Source organism: Actinomadura sp. NBRC 104425, from assembly GCF_030269545.1.
GTDB classification, from domain to species: domain Bacteria; phylum Actinomycetota; class Actinomycetes; order Streptosporangiales; family Streptosporangiaceae; genus Spirillospora; species Spirillospora keratinilytica.
In genome coordinates this window covers 571,369-591,643 of record NZ_BSTN01000002.1, presented here as the reverse complement: position 1 = coordinate 591,643, position 20,275 = coordinate 571,369, and the positions used below count along the sequence as shown (strand labels likewise).

Genomic DNA, 20,275 nt, shown 5'->3' with positions numbered 1-20,275 from the left:
TCAGCTCGTCGTTCACTTGTCCGCCTCCATGGGGCTGGGCAGGACCATCGTCCCGATCCCCTCCTCGGTGAAGATCTCCAGCAGCAGCGAGTGGGGCACGCGGCCGTCCAGCACGTGCGCGCGCGGCACCCCGCCGCGCACCGCGTGCAGGCACGCCTCCATCTTGGGCACCATGCCGGAGGACAGGTTCGGCAGCAGCGCGGCCAGCTCGTCGGTGGTGAGGCGGTCGATGACGTCGTCGCTGTCGGGCCAGTCGGCGTACAGGCCCTCCACGTCGGTGAGCACGACCAGCTTGGCGGCGTCGAGCGCGACGGCCAGCGCGGCGGCGGCGGTGTCGGCGTTGACGTTGTAGATCTCGCCGTCGTCGCCGCGGGCGACGCTGGACACCACGGGGATGCGGCCGTCGTCCAGCAGCGCCCGCACCGCGCCGACCTGCACCTCGACGATCTCGCCGACCTGGCCGATGTCGACCGGCTCGCCGTCCACGACGGCGTGCTTGCGTTCGGCGGTGAACAGGTTGGCGTCCTCGCCGGACATGCCGACGGCGAACGGGCCGTGCCGGTTGATCAGCCCGACCACGTCCCGGCCGACCTGCCCGACCAGCACCATCCGCACCACCTCCATGGCCTCGGGGGTGGTGACGCGCAGCCCGGCGGTGAAGGTGGACTCGATGCCCTGCTTGTCGAGGGCGGCGTTGATCTGCGGGCCGCCGCCGTGCACGATCACCGGGCGCAGCCCGGCGTACCGCAGGAACACCACGTCCTCGGCGAACGAGGAGCGCAGCGCCTCGTCGGTCATGGCGTGCCCGCCGTACTTGATCACGACGGTCTTGCCGTGGAAGCGCTCCAGCCACGGCAGGGCCTTGATCAGGGTCTCCGCCTTGTCCAGGACCCCGGCCCGGTTCTTGCGCATCCGCGCTCCGGAGACGATGTCGCTCATGTCGAGTAGGCCGAGTTCTCGTGGACGTAGTCGGCGGTCAGGTCGGTGGTCCAGACGGTGGCGCTGTGCGGGCCGGACGCCAGGTCGACGGTGATGGTGACGTCGCGGGGCCGCAGGTCCACCTTGTCGCGGTCGTCGCCGACCGCGCCGTTGCGGCACACCCACACGCCGTTGATGGCGACGTTGAGGTGGTCGGGCTCGAACACCGCGTCGGTGGTGCCGACGGCCGACAGCACCCGGCCCCAGTTGGGGTCCTCGCCGTGGATGGCGCACTTGAGCAGGTTGTTGCGGGCGATGGAGCGGCCCACGGTGACCGCGTCGTCCTCGCTGGCGGCGCCGACGACCTCGATGGCGATGGCCTTGGCCGCGCCCTCGGCGTCGACTAGCAGCTGCCGGGCCAGGTCGGCGCACAGGTCGGTGAGCAGCTCGGTGAACGCCGCCTCGTCCGGTGCGGTGCCGGCGGCGCCGGACGCCAGCAGCAGCACGGTGTCGTTGGTGGACATGCAGCCGTCGGTGTCCAGCCGGTCGAAGGTGACGGACGTGGCGGCGCGCAGCGCCCGGTCGAGGGCGGCGGCGTCCAGGTCGGCGTCGGTGGTCAGCACGCACAGCATGGTGGCCAGCGACGGCGCCAGCATGCCCGCGCCCTTGGCCATGCCGCCGATCATGTAGCCGTCGCCCGACCGGAAGGCGATCTTGGCGACGGTGTCGGTGGTGCGGATGGCGTCGGCGGCGGCCAGGCCCCCGTCGCCGCGCGACAGCTCGGCCACGGCGGTCTCCACGCCGGGCAGCAGCCTGTCCATGGGCAGCCGCTCGCCGATCAGGCCGGTGGAGCACACCGCGATCTCGCCGGCCGAGTCGGCCAGCAGCTCGGCGGCCTTCTCGGCGGTGGCGTGGGTGTCCTGGAACCCGGGCGCGCCGGTGCAGGCGTTGGCGCCGCCGGAGTTGAGCACCACCGCGCGCACGCGGCCGCCTTTGAGGACCTGCTGGGACCACAGGACGGGGGCGGCCTTCACGCGGTTGCGGGTGAAGACGCCGGCCGCCGCGCGGGAGGGGCCGTCGTTGACGACCAGGGCCAGGTCGCGGGTTCCGCCGTCCTTGAGCCCGGCGACGACGCCGGCGGCGCGGAATCCGCGGGGGGCGGTGACGCTCACGGGGACACTCCGATCGTGGTGAGTCCGAGTTCTTCGGGCAGGCCGAGGGCGAGGTTGGCGCTCTGCACGGCGCCTCCGGCGGTGCCCTTGGCGAGGTTGTCGATGGCGGCGACCACGACGAGGCGTCCGGCGCGCTCGTCGAGGGCGGTCTGCACGAGCGCGGTGTTCGCGCCCAGGGTCATGGACGTGGCGGGCCAGGTGCCCTCGGGCAGCAGCCCGACGAACGGCTCGCCCGCGTAGGCGCTCTCGTAGGCGGCGCGCAGCGTTTCGGCGGTGACGCCGGGCCGGGCGCGGGCGGTGCAGGTGGCCAGGATGCCGCGGCTCATGGGCGCCAGCGTGGGCGTGAACGACACGGTGACCGGCTCGCCGGCGACGGCGCCGAGGCCCTGCGCCATCTCGGGGGTGTGCCGGTGGACGCCGCCGACGCCGTAGGCGCTGACCGAGCCCATGACCTCGCTGCCCAGCAGGTGCGGTTTGGGGGCGCGGCCCGCGCCGGAGGCGCCGGACGCGGCGACGACCACGACGTCGGGCTCGGCCAGCCCGGCGGCGAACGCCGGGTACATCGCCAGCAGCACGGCCGTCGGGTAGCAGCCGGGCACGGCGATGCGGCGGGTGCCGCGCAGGCGTTCGCGGTGGCCGGGCAGTTCGGGCAGCCCGTAGGGCCAGGTGCCGGCGTGCGGGGTGCCGTAGAAGTGCTCCCAGTCGGCGGGGTCGGCCAGGCGGAAGTCGGCACCGCAGTCGACCACCAGCACGTCGTCGCCCAGTTGCTCGGCGATCGCCGCGGACTGGCCGTGCGGCAGCGCCAGGAAGACCGCGTCGTGCCCGGCCAGGACGTCCGGTGTGGTCTCGGCCAGGACCCGCCCGGCCAGCGGACGCAGGTGCGGCTGGTGCGCGCCCAGCGGCGTGCCCGCGTTGGCGCCCGCCGTCACCGTGCCGATCTCGAACTCGGGGTGGCCCGCCAGGATCCGCAGGATCTCTCCGCCCGCGTAGCCGCTGGCTCCCGCCACCGCCGCCCGGATGCCCATCCGCACCCCGCCCTTCTCTCACCCTTGTTCGGCAAGAGTATGCATCATGATGGATGAATATGCAAAGGCGAGGGCGTCATTACACCCCGTCGGCGGCGGCAGGAGACCGTATCGTTCCGGGTCATACCCGTTCATATCCAGCTCATATCCGGCTCACATGGGATCGACCTCCGACAGTCCGGCGGCAGCGTCCATGCGCAGCCAGCGGGTGATGCCCAGCGTCCGCAGGAACGGCAGGTCGTGGCTGACCACGATCAGCGCGCCCCGGTAGGCGTCCAGCGCCTCCCCAAGCCTGCGCACGCTGGCCATGTCCAGGTTGTTGGTCGGCTCGTCCAGCAGCAGCAGCCGCGGGGCGGGCTCGGCCAGCAGCAGCGCCGCCAGCACCGCCCGGAACCGCTCGCCGCCCGACAGCGTGCCCGCGAGCCGGTCGGCGCGGGCGCCGCGGAACAGGAACCGCGCCAGCCCGGCCCGCACCGCGTTCACCGACGCCGACGGGGCGAAGGCCCGCACGTTGTCGACCACGCTGAGCCCGTCGTCCAGGACGTCGAGGCGCTGCGGCAGGTACCGCACGCCCGCCACGCCCGTCCGGACGGCCGTGCCCGCCGCGACCGCCCCCGCCTCGGGCGGCGCCTCGGGCACCGCCGCGTCGGCGATCGCGCGCAGCAGCGTCGTCTTGCCCGAGCCGTTCGGACCGACCAGCGCGATGCGCTCCGGACCCCGCACGACCAGCTCCGCCAGGGAGCCCGGCTCCGGCGCGCGCAGCCCGGTGACGGTCAGCACCGTGCGGCCCGCCGGGACCTCGGTGGCGGGCAGCTCGACCCGGATCTCCTCGTCCTCGCGGACCGCCTCCTCGGCCTCGGCGAGCCGCTCGCGCGCGTCGGCCAGGCGTTGCTCGTGCATGATGCGGTGCTTGCCCGCCGACACCTGCGCCTCCCGCTTGCGCGAGTTCATGACGACCTTCGGCTCCCGCTTGTTGTCGTACATCTTGTCGCCGTAGCGGACGCGGCGGGCCAGCTTCACCCGCGCCTCCTCCAGCTCGCGCCGCTGCCGCCGCAGATGCGACTCGGCCGAGCGGACGGCGCGTTCGGCCGCCTCCCGCTCCACCGCCAGCACCTCCTCGTAGGCCGGCAGGTTGCCGCCGAACGTGCGGACGGCGCCGTCGCGCAGGTCGGCGATCTCGTCGACCAGCTCCAGCAGCCGCCGGTCGTGGCTGACCACCACCAGCACGCCCGGCCAGGCGGCGACCGCGTCGTACAGGCGGCGCCGGGCGTCCAGGTCCAGGTTGTTGGTGGGCTCGTCCAGCAGCAGGACGTCGGGACGGGCCAGCAGCAGCGCGGCCAGCCCCACCATGACCGCCTCCCCGCCCGACAGCGCCGCCACCGTGCGGTCCAGGCCGAGGTGCGCCAGGCCGAGTCGGTCGAGCTGGGCGCGGGCGCGTTCCTCCACGTCCCAGTCGTCGCCGACGGCGGCGAAGTGCTCCTCGGTGACCTCGCCCCGCTCGATGGCATGCAGCGCCCGGCGGGTCGCGGTGATCCCGAGCAGGTCGGACACGGTGCGGGCGGTGCCGAGCGGCAGGTTCTGCGGCAGGTGGCCGACCCGCCCGGCCACCCGCACCGTCCCGGACGCCGGCCGCAGCTCCCCGGCGATCAGCCGCAGCAGCGTGGACTTGCCGGACCCGTTGACGCCGATCAGGCCGGTGCGGCCGGTGCCGAACGCGGCGTCCAGCCCGTCCAGCACGACGGTGCCGTCCGGCCAGGCGAACGACAGGTCCGAACAGACGATGGAAAAAGACATCAGGGGCGGCCCTCCATGAACGCGTCGACATCGGATGCGGAACACGTGGAGACACCGCGGGACGCGCGCACGGACGGCGCGCGGGCAGCAAAAAAGCCCGGGACGGAAGGTCCTCGCCTGAGATCGCGTGCGCGCGTCACGCCTTGGGCGTGGTGCCGCGCGGTGTCGGCGACCTCAGTTCTCCAACGGACTCCCCTGCCGGGCGACGATAAGACCGATCCAGTGTAGCCGGACGCCCCTTCCAACACAAAGGTTTCAGGGGTTGTTCCCGGGCGCAGAAGAAAAAACGGCCCCGCACCGCGCAGCAGGGTGCGGGGCCGTTTGCCTCGTCGCGTCGAAACCCCCTCAGAGGGCGGGGCTCACGCACCGCGCAGGACGGCGCCGGTGCGCTCGGCGGCCAGGGCCACGGCCGCGTCGCGGGCGGCGCCCGCCTCCTCGGCGGTCAGCGTGCGGTCGGGGGCGCGGAACCGCAGCGTGTAGGCCAGGGACCGGCGCCCCTCCCCCACCTGCTCGCCGGTGTAGACGTCGAACAGCCGCACCGACTCCAGCAGCTCCCCGGCGCCCTCGCGCAGCGCCGCCTCGACCTGCGCCGCGGGCACGTCCGCGTCGACGATCAGCGCCACGTCCTGGGTCGCGACCGGGTAGGACGACACGAGCGGCGCCCGCGTCGCGCCCGGCTCGCCCAGGCGGCGCACCTCCAGCTCCATCGCGCAGGTGCGGGGCGGCAGGCCGTACGCCTTGACGGTGCGCGGGTGCAGCTCGCCGGCGTGCCCCACCAGCGTGTCGCCGACGTACAGGGCGGCGCAGCGGCCCGGGTGCCACGGCGCGTGCTGGTCGGCCTTGACCGTCAGCTCGACCCCGGCCTCGCGCGCCACCACGCGGGCGGCCTCGATCGCGTCGGCCCACCCGGCGGGGCGGCCCGGACCCCACCAGCCGGCGCGGTCCCGCTCGCCCGCCAGCACCACGGCGGCGCGCAGCGGCTGGTCGGGCAGTGCGACCTCCAGCGAGGCGAGCTCCTCGGCGGTCGGCCCGCGGTCGACCGGCAGCCGCGGCGCCCGCTCCGGCGCGCCCGGACGCGGCCGGAACACCAGGCCGAGCTCGAACAGCGCCACGTCGGGGAAGCCGCGGCCCACGTTGCGGGCGAGCGTGCGCAGCAGCCCCGGCAGCAGCGTGGTGCGCAGCAGCGGCTCGTCCTCCGACAGCGGGTTGGCCAGCCGCAGCGCCGTGCGCCGCGGGTCGTCTGCGGGCAGCTGCAGCGCCTCCCAGTCGCGTTCGGCGACGAACGGGAAGTTCAGCGTTTCGACGTAGCCCGCGCCCGCCAGCGCCCGGCCGATGCGGCGGCGCAGCCGCTGGGCGGGGGTCAGGCCGCGCCCGGCGACGGGACGCGGCGGCCGCGCCGGGATGTTCTCGTAGCCCTCCAGCCGGATGACCTCTTCGGCGAGGTCGTTGGGGTCGGTGAGGTCGGGGCGCCACGACGGCGGCGTCACCGTCAGCACGTCCCCGCCTTCCACCGTGCAGCCGACCTGCTCCAGGCGGCGCACCACCGCCGCCCGGTCGTAGGCGACCCCCGCGACGCGCCCCGGGTGGTCGGCCCGCATGGTGACGGTGGCCGCGGGGGCCGGGGACTGCACGTGCGTGACGCCCGGGACGATCTCGGCGCCGCCCAGCTCGGCCAGCATCCGCACCGCCCGGTACGAGGCGTACAGCGGCAGCTCGCGGTCGACGCCGCGCTCGAACCGGTACGACGCCTCGCTGTGCAGCTTGTGCCGGCGGACCATGCGCGCCACGCCGATGTCGTCGAAGTGCGCCGCCTCGATCACCATGTCGGTCGACGCCTCGTCGATCTCGGTGGCCAGGCCGCCCATGGTGCCGGCCAGGCCGATCGGCCCGGAGTCGTCGGTGATGAGGATGTCCTCGGGGTGCAGGTCGCGCTTGACGTGGTCGAGCGTCTCCAGGCTCTCGCCCTCGCGGGCGCGGCGCACCACGATCGGGCCGGCCAGCTTGCCGCCGTCGTAGGCGTGCAGCGGCTGGCCCAGCTCCAGCATCACGTAGTTGGTGACGTCCACCGCCAGCGACACCGGCCGCATCCCGGCGCGGAACAGCCGCACCTGCATCCACATGGGCGTGCGCGCGCTCGGGTCGAGGCCGCGCACCCGGCGCAGCACCAGCCGGTCGCAGGCGGTCGGGTCGGCGACGCCCGCCGGGTGGGCCTCGGCGGTGTCGTCGGGCGGCTCGACGTCGGCCGGATCGCGGAACGGCACGTCGTAGGCGATGGCGGCCTCGCGCGCCACGCCGCGGATCGACAGCGCGTAGCCGCGGTCGGGCGTGACGGCGATGTCGAGCACGTCGTCACGCAGGCCGAGCAGCTCGATCGCGTCGGCGCCGACCGGCGCGTCGGGCGGCAGCACCAGGATGCCGGCGTGGTCGTCGCCGATGCCCAGCTCGCGCACCGAGCAGATCATGCCCTCGGACATGCGCCCGTAGGTCTTGCGCGCGCCGATCCGGAACCCGCCGGGCAGCACGCCGCCGGGCAGGACCACCACGACGCGGTCGCCGACGGCGAAGTTGGTGGCGCCGCAGATGATGTTCTGCGGCTCGCCGGTGCCGTTGGCCCGCCCCACATCGACCCGGCAGTACCGGATCGGCTTTTTGAACCCGGTCAGCTCCTCGATGGCCAGCACCTCGCCGACCACCAGCGGGCCGACGACGTCGGCGCCGGCCTGCTCGACCGTCTCGACCTCCAGGCCCGCCTCGATCAGCCGGGCGGCCAGGTCGCGGCCGGTGACGTCCGCGGGCAGCTCGACGAACTCCCGCAGCCACGAAAGCGGGACCCGCATCAGATCTCCATCCCGAACGGAAGGGTGAACCGCACGTCACCCTCGACCATGTCGTGCATGTCCTCGACGCCGTGGCGGAACATCAGCGTCCGCTCGACGCCCAGCCCGAACGCCCAGCCGCTGTAGCGCTCGGTGTCGATGCCGCAGGCCACCAGCACCCGCGGGTTGACCATGCCGCAGCCGCCCAGCTCGATCCAGCCCTCCGAGGAGCAGGTGCGGCACGGCTCGGCGCCCCGTTCGACCGACGCGCCCCGGCAGACGAAGCACTGCATGTCCACCTCGGCCGACGGCTCGGTGAACGGGAAGTACGACGGGCGGAACCGCGTCGCCAGGCCCTCCCCGAACATGCCGCCGACGAACGCGTCGATCGCGCCGCGCAGGTCGGCCATGGTCAGGCCCTCGTCGACCGCCAGGCCCTCCAGCTGGTGGAAGACCGGGCTGTGCGTGGCGTCCAGCTCGTCGGTGCGGTACGTGCGGCCCGGCACCACCACGTACACCGGCAGGTCGCGCTCCAGCAGCGAGCGCACCTGCACCGGCGAGGTGTGGGTGCGCAGCACCAGGTCGGTGTCCTCCGAGCCGACGAAGAAGGTGTCCTGCATGGTGCGCGCCGGGTGGTCGGGTTTGAAGTTCAGCGCGTCGAAGTTGAACCAGCCCGCCTCGACCTCGGGCCCCTCGGCGATCTCGAAGCCCATGGAGACGAACACGTCGGCCATGCGCTCGGCGATCGTGGTCAGCGGGTGCCGGGCGCCGCGCGGGGCGCGGTCCCACGGCAGCGTGACGTCGACGGTCTCCTCGATCAGCACGCGCCGGTCGCGCTCGGCCTCCAGCTCGGCCTGGCGCTCCTTGAGGGCCTTGCCGACCGCGCCGCGGGCGGCGCCGACGCGCTTGCCCGCCTCGGCCCGGGCCGCGGGGGGCAGCGCGCCGATCTCGCGGTTGGCCAGGGCCAGCGGGGAGCGGTCGCCGGCGTGCGCCAGGCGGACCTGCTTGAGCTCGTCGAGGTCGGCGGCCGCGGCGATGGCGGCCAGCGCCTCGTCGCGGGCCCGCTCGACCTCCTCGGGCGCCAGCGCGGACACCTCGACAGGGTCGTAGGACTTGTTGGGTGCAGACATGGTGGTTGACAACTCCGGTCGGCGTGGAACGCCCCGAGTCTAGTGGCGCCATCTGCGGCGCGATCCCGGGACGCGGCGGAAACGATCTCCGGTGTCGGCCCGCTCGGCGGCTCGCGGCGCCGCTTCAGACGGCGTAGTCGGGAGCCCCGGCGGGCAAGGTAAATCGGAACTCGGCGCCGCCGCCCGGGGCGCGCTGCACGGTGATCGTGCCGCCGTGCGCCTCCACCAGGCCTTTGACGATGTAGAGGCCGAGGCCGGTGCCGCGGCGCCGGTTGCCTCCGGGGCCGCGCCAGAACTGCCGGAAGACGCGCTGCGCGGCCTCGGGCGGGATGCCCTCGCCCTCGTCGCGCACCGACACGACCGCTCCCTCCCCGTGCACGTCCGGCTCCACCACTATGGTGACCGTTCCGGCGCCGTGCCGCACCGCGTTTTCCACCAAGTTACCGATGATCTGCCCGATCTTGTCCGGGTCGAGCCACATTTCCGGGAGAGGGCCGCGCGTCTGGAACCGGAACCGGTCTTCGGAGTCGCCGGCCGCGACCCGTCCGGCGATCACCTTGCGGACCTCCTCGGCCAGATCGACCACCTGGCGGCGCATCTCCAGCCGCCCGGCCTCGATGCGCGAGACGTCCAGCAGCTCGGTGATCAGCCGGGTGACGCGGTCGGCGTCGGCGTTGACCGTCTCCAGCATGACCCGCTTCTGGTCGTCGTTGAAGCGGTGCCAGCGGGCCAGCAGCGTGGCGGTGAACCCCTTGACGCTGGTCAGCGGGGAGCGCAGCTCGTGCGCGACGGTGGACACCAGGTCGGCGCGGTCGCGTTCGCGGCGGGCGCGCTGGGCGGCGTCGCGCAGGCACACGGTGAACCGTTCCACCCGCCGGCCCTCGCCGCGCCGGTAGCCGGCGGTCACCAGCAGCTCGGTGCCGTCGGGCAGGTACAGCGACCGCTCGGGGTGCCGGGTGCGGGTCGCCAGGCCCTCGTAGGGGGCCAGGCACTTCCACCAGTCGCGGCCCTCGGCGTCGCGCAGCGGCAGCACGTCGCGGAAGTCGCGGCCGAGTGCCGCGCGCACCGGGACGCCGGTCATCCGCGCGGCGGCGGCGTTGAACGCCACGACCCGCCCGGTGCGGTCGGCCACCAGCACCCCGTCGGGCAGATCGTCGAGAGCCTCGCGCCCGGACAGCTCCGGGGAGCGCTCTCCGCCCACGACGGCCTCCAGTCACCGGTTGGGAATCGCGGCCTTTCCGAGTCTTTACGAGAGGAGACTCTAGCCGCACACCGGCGTCTCACGGCACCCGCAGGCCCCGCCCCGGCAAGCTATTTGTGTCCCCGGCGTACATGCCGCCGGCCGGCGCTACCCCGCGGATGCGGTGGAGGAGCGGGCGGCGGCGACCGCCTCGGCCAGGTCGTCGTGGGTGGGGAACAGCCGGTCCAGGCCGGTGATGCGCAGCAGCCGCGCCTGCTGCGGGCGGACGCGGGCCAGGCGGATGCGGCCGCCGCCGGCGGTCACCCGGTTGTGCGCGGCGACCAGCGCGCCCAGGCCGCTGGCGTCGCAGAAGCGCACCCCGGCGAAGTCGACCACCAGGCCGCGGCGGCCCGCGGCGTGCAGGGCCAGCAGCTCGCCGCGCAGCGTCGCGGCGGTGCCCAGGTCGATCTCGCCCTCGACGGTCACGACGGCGGCGTCGGTGAAGACGTCGGCGACGCTCACCCGCAGCCCCGGCGCCGCGCCCGGCGGCCTTCGGACCGCCCCCGCCCTGCACCGCATCTCCGGGCGCCGCCGTCCCAGGCGCGCGCGCCGCGTCGGCCTGCAATCGTCGGTCATCATGTCCGCCCCCATATTCCGCGGCCTCGTCGCCGCTCTCGCCCCTCACGGTAGGCATCGGGTACGACGCCTGAGATCCGCCGTCCGGGTGGTTCCCGCTCCTCCTCCGGAACGAGCCCGAACGCGCGCCGATTCCCCCGCGGCGCCGCCCGGCGGGAAACCATCTTCCCAGTTCACCCGGGTTTCGGCGGGGCCAATGGCGGCCGCATCCGGCCACCGGTAATAGTGCGCACAGACGGCGCGGAACTAGCCCTCCCGGCCCGCGCGCTGGGCGCGGGCGGAGGCGTACAGGCATACGGCCGCGGCCGTGGCCAGGTTGAGGCTCTCGGCGCGGCCGTAGATCGGCACGCGCACCACGTCGTCGACGCTGTCGAGGATCTCCTCGGGCAGCCCCCACGCCTCGTTGCCGAACACCCAGGCGGCGGGGCGGGCCAGCAGCCCGTCGTCGATCGCCTCGTCCAGGGTGCGCTTGCCCGCCCCGTCGGCGGCCAGCACGGTCAGGCCGGCGCCGCGCAGCGCGGGCATCAGGTCGCCGAACCGCGGCCCGACGACGACGGGCAGGTGGAACAGGCTGCCCGCCGAGGCCCGCACGCACTTGCCGTTGTAGGGGTCCACCGAGGCGTCGGTGAAGATCACTGATTCGGATCCGGCGGCGTCGGCGGTGCGCAGCACCGTGCCGGCGTTGCCCGGGTCGCGCACGTGCGCGAGCACCGTCACCAGCCGGGGCGCGGCGTTCAGCGCGCCCTCCAGCGGGACGTCCACGAACTCGCACACCGCCAGCAGGCCCTGCGGGGTGACGGTCTGCGCGAGCTCGGCCATGACCTCGCCGCTGACCCGCAGCACCGGCACGCCGGCCCGTTCGGCGGCGCGCACCAGGTCGCGGTGCCGCGACTCGGCCTCGGCGGTGGTGAACAGCTCGGCCAGGCGCCCGGGGACCTCCAGGGCCTCGCGCACCGCCTGCGGTCCCTCCGCCAGGAAGCGGCGGTCGCGGCGCCGGAACGCGCGTTTGGCGAGCCGGCGAGCCGCCTTGACCCGGGGAGACCGGACGGAGGTCAGCTCGCCGCTCGCCATCGTCGGTCCGGGCCCGGTCAGGCGGCCGCCGAGCCCTGCGCCGGCAGCGCCTTCTTGGCCACCTGCACGAGGGCGGCGAACGCCGCGGCGTCGTTGACCGCCAGCTCGGCCAGCATGCGCCGGTCGACGTCCACCTCGGCGGCCTTCAGGCCCTGGATGAACCGGTTGTAGGTCATGCCGTTGGCGCGGGCGGCGGCGTTGATGCGCTGGATCCACAGCCTCCGGAACTGGCCCTTGCGGTCCTTGCGGTCCCGGAAGGCGTAGGTCATCGAGTGGAGCTGCTGCTCCTTGGCCTTGCGGTACAGGCGCGACCGCTGACCGCGGTAGCCGCTCGACCGCTCCAGGACGACCCGACGCTTCTTGGCGGCGTTCACCGCCCGCTTCACGCGTGCCACGTGACTACTCCTTCGTGGGGGCCGGGGCAGCCTGGCCCTCGGCCGGTCGTACAGATCCGGTGGGCGCGGCCACTACTTGCGCAGCAGCTTCTTGAGGTTCTTGGCGTCGGCCTGGGACACCACGACCGTGCCGTCCAGGCGCCGGGTCCGCTTGCTGGGCTTGTGCTCGAGCAGGTGGTTGCGGTTGGCGCGGCGGCGGATCACCTTGCCGGAGCCGGTCAGCTTGAACCGCTTCTTGGCGCCGCTGTGCGTCTTGGTCTTCGGCATGGTCGCCGTCGTCTCCCTCAACTCCGGGCCCCCGGGTGCACGGGGGCGCGCCTGACCGGCGCGCCCCACGGGTCCCGTTGGGGACGCGCCTGGATCAGGCTTCAATGTACGTGCGTCTCGACCCTGCATGAGCGCAGGGTCCACACGGAACGGCCGGACGGCCGTCCGCGCGGCCCGGCCGCGCCGCCGGAGGGCGGCGTGCGGCGGGGCCGAGGCGGGACCGGCTCAGGCCGAACCGGACCCCGGCTTCTGCGAGCGGGCCGCCGCGCGCTCGGCCCGGGCCTCCGCCTTCTTCTTGTGCGGCCCGATCACCATGATCATATTCCGCCCGTCCTGCTTGGGCCGGGACTCGACGAAACCGAGTTCCTCGACGTCGTCGGCGAGCCGCTGCAGCAGGCGGAAGCCCAGTTCGGGCCGGGACTGCTCGCGGCCACGGAACATGATCGTGACCTTGACCTTGTCGCCGGCCTTGAGGAACCGCACCACGTGACCCTTCTTGGTCTCGTAGTCGTGCGGGTCGATCTTCGGTCGGAGCTTGATCTCCTTGATGACCGTGTGCGCCTGGTTCTTGCGCGCCTCTCGCGCCTTCATCGCGGACTCGTACTTGAACTTGCCGTAGTCCATGAGCTTGGCGACGGGCGGGCGCGCCGTGGGGGCCACCTCGACGAGGTCGAGGTCGGCCTCGCGCGCGAGTTCAAGGGCCTTGGCGATGGGCACGATGCCCACCTGTTCGCCGTTCGGACCGACGAGCCGGACCTCGGGCACTCGGATGCGCTCGTTGATACGCGGTTCGGCGCTGATGGGACCTCCTAGGGGCCGTTGCTCCAAGTCTTCGGACCGGTCGTACCCAGGGCCTCCCATACGAAAAGCCCCGCACGGCATCGCATGCGGGGCCACCTTCGGCCGCCCTCGGGACGATGCCCGGGGACGACGGCGTGCCGGACGCCTCCGGCGCCCGTCCGCCGAACCGAGACCCACCGGCCTGCAACGGCCGGTCAGGTGGGAGGTGGCCTCCGCTTGCGCCCGGCCCGGGTGAACACTCGGACACCCATGCCGGATCGGTCGACCACCAAGACTATCACCTACCGGGTCCTGATGCGCCCCACCCGGCGTCGCCGCCCGATCGACAAGCGGGCCGGAACGCGTGCGTCATGCCGTGTTGTACGTCACTGTGGCAAACCTCCGGCACGCCCCGTTCATTCCCGTTCGGCCGCCGCAGGGGGCACAACCGGCTTCCCGTGAAAGGCACATCAGAACTGACCGGCGCGCCCTGTGCCGCCGGCGGCGCCCTTGTTACCTTGGTGCTGCCCAGGGGACGCCGTGGGCCGGCCGCACGGAAAGAATTCCCGCGATGCCCGTTTTCAGGAGCGAGGCCGTCACGACCGCCGACCTGACCGGCTCCCCGGTCCGGCTGGAGTTCGCACAGAAGGCCTTCATCGTCCATGACGACCGGCTGCTGCTGGTGCGCAAGTCCGTCTCCGACCCGCTGCATCCGGGCCGGTGGGAGGTGCCGGGCGGCCGTCTGGAGGTGGCCGGCGACCTGGACCTCGACGACCACATCCGGCGCGAGGTGTGGGAGGAGGTCGGCCTCAAGGTCGATCCGGGGCCGCCGTTCCACATGTGGCAGTGGTTCATGCCCGGCCGGGCGCCCGCGGGCCGGCACGGCGGCCGACACGGCGGGCCGCCGGACCCGGACGGCGGGCGCGTGCTGGTCAGGGTGGTGGCGGTCGCCCGCACCTGCCGCGCGGTGACCACGGAGATCACCATGGAGCACCAGATGCCCGACGACCACCTGAGCGAACCGGCCTGGGTGCCGCTGGGCCTGCTGGCCGGGTTCGACCTGATCCCCGACCTGCGGCCGGTGATGCGGGCGTTCCTGCGGCTGCACCCGGCGGCAGGGTGACCGGGGACTGCTCCGGGGCGGCCCCCTCCCCCGGCGGCCGGGCCGTTTCCCCAGGCGGCCGGGCGGCCGCGTCCTCGCCCGTCGCGTGGCCGGGGCTGGACGGCGCCGCCGAGCGCCGGTTCCGCCTGGTCGTGCTGGGCGACGTGATGATCGAGGCGCGGGCGGACCTGCCCGGCGTGCGCTTCGCCGACGTGGCCGCCGACCGGCTGGCCTACGCCCCGGCCCGGGCGGTGGTGGCGGGCACCGCGGTGAACATGGCCCGGTGCGCCGCCGGCTACTTCCGCCGGGTGGCGGTGCTGGGCAAGATCGGCGACGATGCGTTCACCCCGGTGATCCGGCGCGAGCTGCGGCGGATGGGCGTGCGCGACCTGCTGTGCGTGGAGCCGGGCGCGGCCAACGGCGTGGCGGTGATGCTGCGCGACGGGGCCGAGCCGCCCGCGCGCGGCCGGGGCGACGGCCGGGGCGGGCCGGACGGGCGGCGCGGGGTGCGGCTGCTGGTGGTGGACGACCACGGCCCGGGCCGCCGCCTGACCGAGAGCGAGGTGCACCGGGCGGCCCCGGCGATCCGGCGCGCGGACGCCCTGTTCGCCGACGGCTACGCCCTGCTGGCGCCGGTGTCGCGGGCGGCGCTGCGGGCGGCGGTGCGCATCGCGCGGGAGGCCGGCACGCTGGTGGCGTTCGACCTGGTGCCGCACGACGTCGACCGCAGGCTGCCCGCCGCCGAGGCGGTGCCGGTGCTGGAGGCGGCCGACGTGGTGATCACCGAGGTGCCGACGCTGGCCCGGCTGCTGGGGCTGCCGGTGCCGTGCGACGCGTCCGGCGTGCGGGACATGCTGCCGGTGCTGGACCGCATGGTGGGGGGACGGCCGCTGTGGCTGCTGCGCCACGGCCCCAGCTCGCTGGAGGACGTGGTGGCGTACCGGCGCGAGCACGTGCTCGTGGAGTACCCGACGGGCTACGGGCCGGGGGTGCGCCGCACGGGGTTCGGTGACCGGCTGGCGGCCGGGGAGCTCTACTGGTGGCTGTCGTTGCGTTCCAGCGGGGGCGTACCGGGGAGGCGCTGACCCGCCCCGTGGGGGCCGGCCGCCGCGACGGCCGCGCGCATGGCGGCGAGCGTGCGCAGGAAGCGGTCCCTGCTCTGCGGCAGGCCGAACATCTCCTGCCAGCGCCACACGTCCGGTGCCGTGCCGCCGGTGCGGCGGCTCAGCGCCACGGCGGCGGCCCAGCGCAGGTACTGGCGCGGGACTCCGTCCGCCGGGTACATGACGGCGTGGCCGCGTTCCTCCACCAGAAGGTAGGAGCGGCGGGCACGGAAGCATGCGCGCAGCGCCCGGTGCGTGGCGGTCTCGCCGCGCAGCCCCTGCTCCTCCAGCACGGCCCGTACGCTCGCCGTGGTCGGCAGCATGTGCCAGTGGGCGTGGTCGATGCACGCGCCTCCGCCCTGGGGGCTGCCGGGGCCGTGCTCCATGACCAGCATGTCGGCGGCGCCGTAGGCGGCCGTGTAGAGGCGGGCGACGTGGCGGCGCCAGCGCAGCGCGCGCCCCCACAGGGACGCGCTGAACGCCGCCGCGCACTGGTGGTGGCCGGTCGTCACCAGCAGCAGGTGCCCGTCGGTGAGCGGCGCCAGGTCGGGCATGAGCAGGAACACGTCGTCGGCGGCCAGGACGCAGCCGTGTCCGGGCAGGTCGGCCATGGCGTTGAAGCGGAATCGGAGCGGGGGGCACAGGACGCAGTCCGTCTGGGGGCCGGTTCGGGGGTCGGCGCGCATCGCGGGTTCGGCCACGACGCCTCCTGGGAGCATGAACGGGACGGGGGCGTCCCAGAACGTGCCCTGCGGCGTGCTACTGATGCGGTAGATCTACCTCTCCGTGAGGTGCGGCCGGCCAGAGCCTGCGCACGTCGGGGGTGCAGAACCATGGCCTAACGGGAACATACACAAGAGATGACGGCCATGTTGACAAAGATCGCTTCACCGTGACGACCTCACCGACCGCCGGCGCCTCCCCCAGCATCGACATGGCCGTGCTCCACGCCCGGCTGAACGAGTCGCTCGACGTGCTGCGCCGCACCTACGCCCCGGACGACGACGTCGGCGGCGGCTGGTACCACGACCTGACGCGCCCCGACCCGGGGGCGACCGCGACGGCGGTGGGCCTGCTGGCGTTCACGGAGGCGGGCCGGTCGTTCGAGCACTTCGACGAGGGGCTGGCGTATCTGGCCGCGCGCCAGACATCCTCCGCCGACCGCCTCAGGGACGGCGGCTGGGCCACCCGGACCAGCCTGGGCCTGCCCGTCGTGGAGGCGACGGCGTGGATCGCGCGGTTTCTGGCATGCGCGCGCTGCGACCTGCGCGACGACGCACCCGACATCCGGCGCGCCTACCGGTGGCTGCTGAACAACCAGAATCCGGACGGCGGCTGGGGGTCGCTGTACGGGTGTCCGTCGCGGGTGTGGCAGACGTGCCTGGCCCTGCGCGCGTTGACCCGGCTCAACCCGTACCATCCCGCGGTCGAGCGGGGCGTGGAGTGGCTGACGTCCGACCGTACGAGCAGGCGCCCGGCGTGGGGGCCGACGCGGGCGGCGGGCCCGACCGTCACGCACACCGCGTTCGCGCTGCTGACCCTGGCGGAGGCGCGTCCCGGGCAGCGCGACGACCGGTTGCTGGCCGCCTACGACTGGCTGCGCGCCAACCTGGACGCCGAGGACTCGCACACCTGGATCGAGACCTACGACGTGGCGCCCAACGGGCCGGACACGCGGCCGGTGTGGCGGCTGGCGCTGTGGCATTTCGGCCTGCCGATCGCGTTGTCGGCGCTGCTGCGCGACCCGCGCGGCGTGCACGGCCCCACGGTGGGCCGCGCGTTCCGCACGCTGGTGCACGGCGAGGTGGCCGCGCCCCGGTGGAACGGCCTGCCCGGCAACGGCCGCACGTCGCTGTGGACGCTGTGGTGGCGTCTGGAGGCGCTGGTGGATCTGACCCGGATGCCGTTGGCCGGGTCCGGGGACGTGCTTCACTGGCTTCCGGACGCGGCCGTGGTGCAGCGCTCGCACGCCCGCGACCGCCCCCTGGCGGCCCTGCTCCCCTCCCAGGGGCTGCGGGTCCAGGTGGTGCCGTATCTGCGGCGCAACTGGAGCAGGGTGCTGCTCGCCCTGGTGGCGGTGGGCAGCCTGGGCGGCGTGGCCACCGGCACGTGGGGGTGGAAGGACTTCTGGCTGAGCGTCATTCTGCCGATGGTGATGACGACCGCGCACGAGACGGCCAAGCGGCGCCGTTCCCCGCCGCCTGCGCTTCCCGCGCCCGGACAGCAGGGCGCGGAGCCGCCGCCGATCGCCCAGTGAGGGGGACGGCGGCGCAGGCGGCGGGGGCGGCGTCAGGCGTCCTGGGGGACGCGCGCGCGGCGGCGCAGCTCGGCGGTGCCGGCGGCGCGCATCGCCTCGACCGGCACGTCGTCGCGTCCGGTCATCAGCCGCACCTGCTGCACGGCCTGGTGGAGCAGCATGGGGAAGCCGTCGACGACCGTGGCGCCGGCGCTTCGCACCGCTCCGGTCAGCCGCGTCGGCCGCCCGTACGCCACGTCGAACAGGGCGGCGCCGGACCCGGCCACCGGGTCGGCGTAGGGGTCGGCGGCGCCCGCGGGCAGCGTCGAGACCACCAGGTCGACGGCGAGCAGGTCGGACAGCCGGTCGAGCGGGGCGACCTCGACGGCCAGGCCGAACCGCCGTCCGGCCTCGGCGGCGCCGCGGGCGCGTTCGGGGCGGCGCGCCGCGAGCCGCGCCCCGGTGACGCCGAGCTGCGCCAGCGCGGCCAGGGCGGACGCGGCCGTCGCGCCGCCGCCCAGCACCAGCACCGACGCGGGCTCGCCCAGCCCGGCCTCGGTGAGCGCGGTGACGATGCCGTACACGTCGGTGTTGTCGGCGTGCAGGCCGCCGTCGCGCGGCACCAGGGTGTTGGCGGCGCCCACCGCGGCCGCCAGGTCCGACACCGTGTCGGCCGACGCCAGCGCCGCCCGCTTGAGCGGCATGGTGAGCGACAGCCCGGCCCAGCCGGGGCCGAGCCCGCCGAGAAGGGCGCGCAGGCCCTCCTCGGCGCACTCGACCGCGTCGTACGTCCAGTCGTCCAGGCCCATCGCGGCGTACGCGGCCCGGTGCAGCACCGGGGACAGCGAGTGCGCGATCGGGGAGCCCGCGACGAGGGCGTGCGGCACTAGTTCCCCCCGTTCCTCTGCAGGTACGCGTTCAGCTTGGCGCGCAGCCGGTTGAACTCGGCCTCGGTGTCGGCGTACTCGGTGATCCGGTTCTTGGGGTCGGTGGCGACGAACCACAGCCAGTCGCCCGGCTCGGGCTCGAACACCGCCTCGATGGCCGATTCGCCCGGGTTGGAGATCGCGCCCGGCGGCAGCCCCGGATGCTGGTAGGTGTTGTACGGGCTCTGCGAGCGGATGTCCGAGCTGCTGGCCACGTACCCGAACTTGTTCAGCCCGTACAGCGTGGTGCTGTCGAGCTTGAGGTACATCGGCTCGGGCTCGTGCTGCAGCCGGTTGTAGATGACCCGGGAGATCTTCGGCATATCCGAGTCCCGGCCGCTTTCGGCCTGGATCAGGCTGGCCATGATGACCACCGAGCCGGGCGACATGGGGATCTCCGCGGACTTGGCCCGGTTCTCCAGGTCCAGCCGGTCGGCGGCCTGCTTGAACCGGTCCACCATCTGCTTGAGGATCTCCTCCGCCGAGGCGTTGGGGTTCAGGTCGTAGCGGCCCGGCCACAGGTAGCCCTCGACGTTGCCCTTGGCGTACGAAGGCAGGCCCAGCCCGGTCGGCCTCCGCAGCACCTTGGTGAACTCGGACTGCGGGATGCCGGTCTTGCGGGACAGCTGCTGGACGACCTGGGTCGCGCGCAGCCCCTCGGGGATGGTGATCTGGTTGCTCGCCCGCGACTTGGGGTCGAGCAGCAGCGCCATCGCCGCGGCCGACGACATCCGCTTGCGCATCTGGTAGAAGCCCGGCTGGATGGTGGCCGCCTTGGGCTCCTTGCCGTACACCTTCACGAACGCGCGGGCGCTCTTGACCACGCCGTGGGTCTGCAGGGCGGCGGCGATGCTCGAACCGCTGTCGCCCTCCTTGATCTGGACCGTGACAGAGCCCGTGCCCGAGCCCTCGTAGTCCGGCGGATGCAGCCGGGCGTCCACCCAGGCCAGGCCGAGCACCCCGCCGGTGCCGCCCACCGCGACCAGGAACGCCAGCGCGAACAGCACGGCGGCGCGGCTGTTGCGGCGCTTGCGGCGCTGCCGCCTGCGGGCGGCGCGGCGGCCGCCGGGCGGCGGCGCCTGCCGCCGCCGCGCTGCCTCGTCGTAGCCCCCGTGCCCCCGGGGGCTGTCCCCGTAGGGGTCGGAGAACAGATCCAAGTCGTTCATGAGCCTCCCCGGACGATCTCGCCTGGGGGGCGCCCCGTCAACCTTTCCCCGTCCAGGGCCGATTGCAACAGAACAGCGGCGGCCGTCTGGTCGACGACCTGGCGGCGCGCCCGGCCGCGCACGCCCCCGGCGCGCAGTCCGGCCTCCGCCGTGACGGTGGTGAGCCGCTCGTCGCACAGCCGGACGGTGCCGGGGGCCAGCCGCTCGGCGAGCTCGGCGGCGAACCGCCGGGCCGCCTCGGCGGCGGGCCCCTCCCGTCCCGACAGCGACGTGGGCAGGCCCACGACCACCTCGATGGCCTCGTTCTCCGCGGCGAGCGCGGCAAGGCGGTCCAGGTCGCCCTTGCCGCGCCGCACCGTCTCCAGCGGCGAGGCGAGTATGCCGGCGGGATCGCTGCGGGCGACGCCGATGCGGACGGTGCCCACGTCGATGCCGAGCCGGACGCCCTGCCTCATGGCCGTGCTCCGCTCCGCCGCGGACGGCGCTCCCGTGAGCGGCGTCCCGGGCGGCGCCCGCGGGCGGGGTGCGCGCCCATGCCGTGCCCTCGCGCGACCATGG

Annotated in this window: 19 protein-coding genes; 3 read left to right on the top strand and 16 right to left on the bottom strand. The window is 74.3% G+C overall.

Going from position 1 to position 20,275, the window contains the following annotated elements; genetic code table 11:
* Positions 1-12 precede the first annotated feature (12 nt).
* The 12 genes from argB to infC form a co-directional block, all read right to left on the bottom strand.
* Positions 13-912: an acetylglutamate kinase gene (gene argB, locus QSK22_RS05770; RefSeq protein WP_285492931.1), complete on the bottom strand. Its 900-nt coding sequence runs from the start codon at positions 910-912 to the stop codon at positions 13-15.
* A gap of 23 nt (positions 913-935) precedes the next feature.
* Positions 936-2,090, bottom strand: a complete 1,155-nt coding sequence (argJ, locus tag QSK22_RS05765) for a bifunctional glutamate N-acetyltransferase/amino-acid acetyltransferase ArgJ (protein WP_285492890.1) — start codon at positions 2,088-2,090, stop codon at positions 936-938.
* Positions 2,087-3,115: an N-acetyl-gamma-glutamyl-phosphate reductase gene (gene argC, locus QSK22_RS05760; protein WP_285492930.1), complete on the bottom strand. Its 1,029-nt coding sequence runs from the start codon at positions 3,113-3,115 to the stop codon at positions 2,087-2,089. The genes argJ and argC overlap by 4 nt, the downstream gene beginning before the upstream one ends.
* 153 nt (positions 3,116-3,268) lie before the next feature.
* Complete coding sequence (locus QSK22_RS05755) at positions 3,269-4,909, bottom strand: ABC-F family ATP-binding cassette domain-containing protein (protein ID WP_285492889.1); 1,641 nt, start codon at positions 4,907-4,909, stop codon at positions 3,269-3,271.
* A gap of 359 nt (positions 4,910-5,268) precedes the next feature.
* On the bottom strand, positions 5,269-7,746 hold the full coding sequence (gene pheT, locus QSK22_RS05750; protein WP_285492888.1) for a phenylalanine--tRNA ligase subunit beta: 2,478 nt from the start codon (positions 7,744-7,746) through the stop codon (positions 5,269-5,271).
* Positions 7,746-8,855, bottom strand: a complete 1,110-nt coding sequence (pheS, locus tag QSK22_RS05745) for a phenylalanine--tRNA ligase subunit alpha (protein WP_285492887.1) — start codon at positions 8,853-8,855, stop codon at positions 7,746-7,748. The genes pheT and pheS overlap by 1 nt, the downstream gene beginning before the upstream one ends.
* 124 nt (positions 8,856-8,979) lie before the next feature.
* A complete protein-coding gene (locus QSK22_RS05740) occupies positions 8,980-10,056 on the bottom strand; it encodes a sensor histidine kinase (RefSeq protein ID WP_285492886.1) in 1,077 nt (358 codons plus the stop codon).
* Positions 10,057-10,203: 147 nt separating this feature from the next.
* Positions 10,204-10,557: an STAS domain-containing protein gene (locus tag QSK22_RS05735; RefSeq protein WP_285492885.1), complete on the bottom strand. Its 354-nt coding sequence runs from the start codon at positions 10,555-10,557 to the stop codon at positions 10,204-10,206.
* Positions 10,558-10,917: 360 nt separating this feature from the next.
* Positions 10,918-11,742: a TrmH family RNA methyltransferase gene (locus tag QSK22_RS05730; protein ID WP_285492884.1), complete on the bottom strand. Its 825-nt coding sequence runs from the start codon at positions 11,740-11,742 to the stop codon at positions 10,918-10,920.
* A 17-nt stretch (positions 11,743-11,759) separates the two neighbouring features.
* On the bottom strand, positions 11,760-12,137 hold the full coding sequence (gene rplT / locus QSK22_RS05725) for a 50S ribosomal protein L20 (protein WP_285492883.1): 378 nt from the start codon (positions 12,135-12,137) through the stop codon (positions 11,760-11,762).
* 72 nt (positions 12,138-12,209) lie between these two features.
* A complete protein-coding gene (gene rpmI, locus QSK22_RS05720) occupies positions 12,210-12,404 on the bottom strand; it encodes a 50S ribosomal protein L35 (protein ID WP_285492882.1) in 195 nt (64 codons plus the stop codon).
* Between the two features lie 225 nt (positions 12,405-12,629).
* Positions 12,630-13,265, bottom strand: a complete 636-nt coding sequence (gene infC / locus QSK22_RS05715; protein WP_285492881.1) for a translation initiation factor IF-3 — start codon at positions 13,263-13,265, stop codon at positions 12,630-12,632.
* A gap of 490 nt (positions 13,266-13,755) precedes the next feature.
* Between infC and QSK22_RS05710 the strand changes: the two genes are divergently transcribed.
* Together QSK22_RS05710 and QSK22_RS05705 are read left to right on the top strand one after the other, a co-directional pair.
* Positions 13,756-14,307: an NUDIX domain-containing protein gene (locus QSK22_RS05710; RefSeq protein WP_285492880.1), complete on the top strand. Its 552-nt coding sequence runs from the start codon at positions 13,756-13,758 to the stop codon at positions 14,305-14,307.
* Positions 14,304-15,371, top strand: coding sequence for a carbohydrate kinase family protein (locus QSK22_RS05705; protein WP_285492879.1), 1,068 nt, complete (start codon positions 14,304-14,306; stop codon positions 15,369-15,371). Before QSK22_RS05710 ends, QSK22_RS05705 begins: the two co-directional genes overlap by 4 nt.
* Here QSK22_RS05705 and QSK22_RS05700 read toward each other — a convergent pair.
* Positions 15,320-16,090 carry an HIT family protein gene (locus tag QSK22_RS05700; RefSeq protein ID WP_285492878.1) on the bottom strand — a complete coding sequence of 257 codons (771 nt, stop codon included), beginning with the start codon at positions 16,088-16,090 and terminating at the stop codon, positions 15,320-15,322. The two genes, QSK22_RS05705 and QSK22_RS05700, sit on opposite strands and share 52 nt — an antisense overlap.
* Before the next feature lie 191 nt (positions 16,091-16,281).
* On the opposite strand from QSK22_RS05700, the gene QSK22_RS05695 reads away from it, so the two are divergent.
* Positions 16,282-17,646 (top strand): prenyltransferase/squalene oxidase repeat-containing protein, encoded by a 1,365-nt coding sequence (locus tag QSK22_RS05695; protein WP_285492877.1) that lies wholly within the window; start codon positions 16,282-16,284, stop codon positions 17,644-17,646.
* Between the two features lie 32 nt (positions 17,647-17,678).
* Here QSK22_RS05695 and QSK22_RS05690 read toward each other — a convergent pair whose 3' ends face one another.
* Genes QSK22_RS05690 through ruvX form a run of 3 tightly spaced genes read right to left on the bottom strand, consistent with a single transcriptional unit; the run spans position 17,679 to position 20,172 of the window.
* Positions 17,679-18,512, bottom strand: coding sequence for a shikimate dehydrogenase (locus QSK22_RS05690; RefSeq protein ID WP_285492876.1), 834 nt, complete (start codon positions 18,510-18,512; stop codon positions 17,679-17,681).
* Positions 18,512-19,717: an endolytic transglycosylase MltG gene (gene mltG / locus QSK22_RS05685; protein ID WP_285492875.1), complete on the bottom strand. Its 1,206-nt coding sequence runs from the start codon at positions 19,715-19,717 to the stop codon at positions 18,512-18,514. The genes QSK22_RS05690 and mltG overlap by 1 nt, the downstream gene beginning before the upstream one ends.
* Positions 19,714-20,172: a Holliday junction resolvase RuvX gene (ruvX, locus tag QSK22_RS05680; protein ID WP_285492874.1), complete on the bottom strand. Its 459-nt coding sequence runs from the start codon at positions 20,170-20,172 to the stop codon at positions 19,714-19,716. Before ruvX ends, mltG begins: the two co-directional genes overlap by 4 nt.
* Positions 20,173-20,275: the final 103 nt, after the last annotated feature.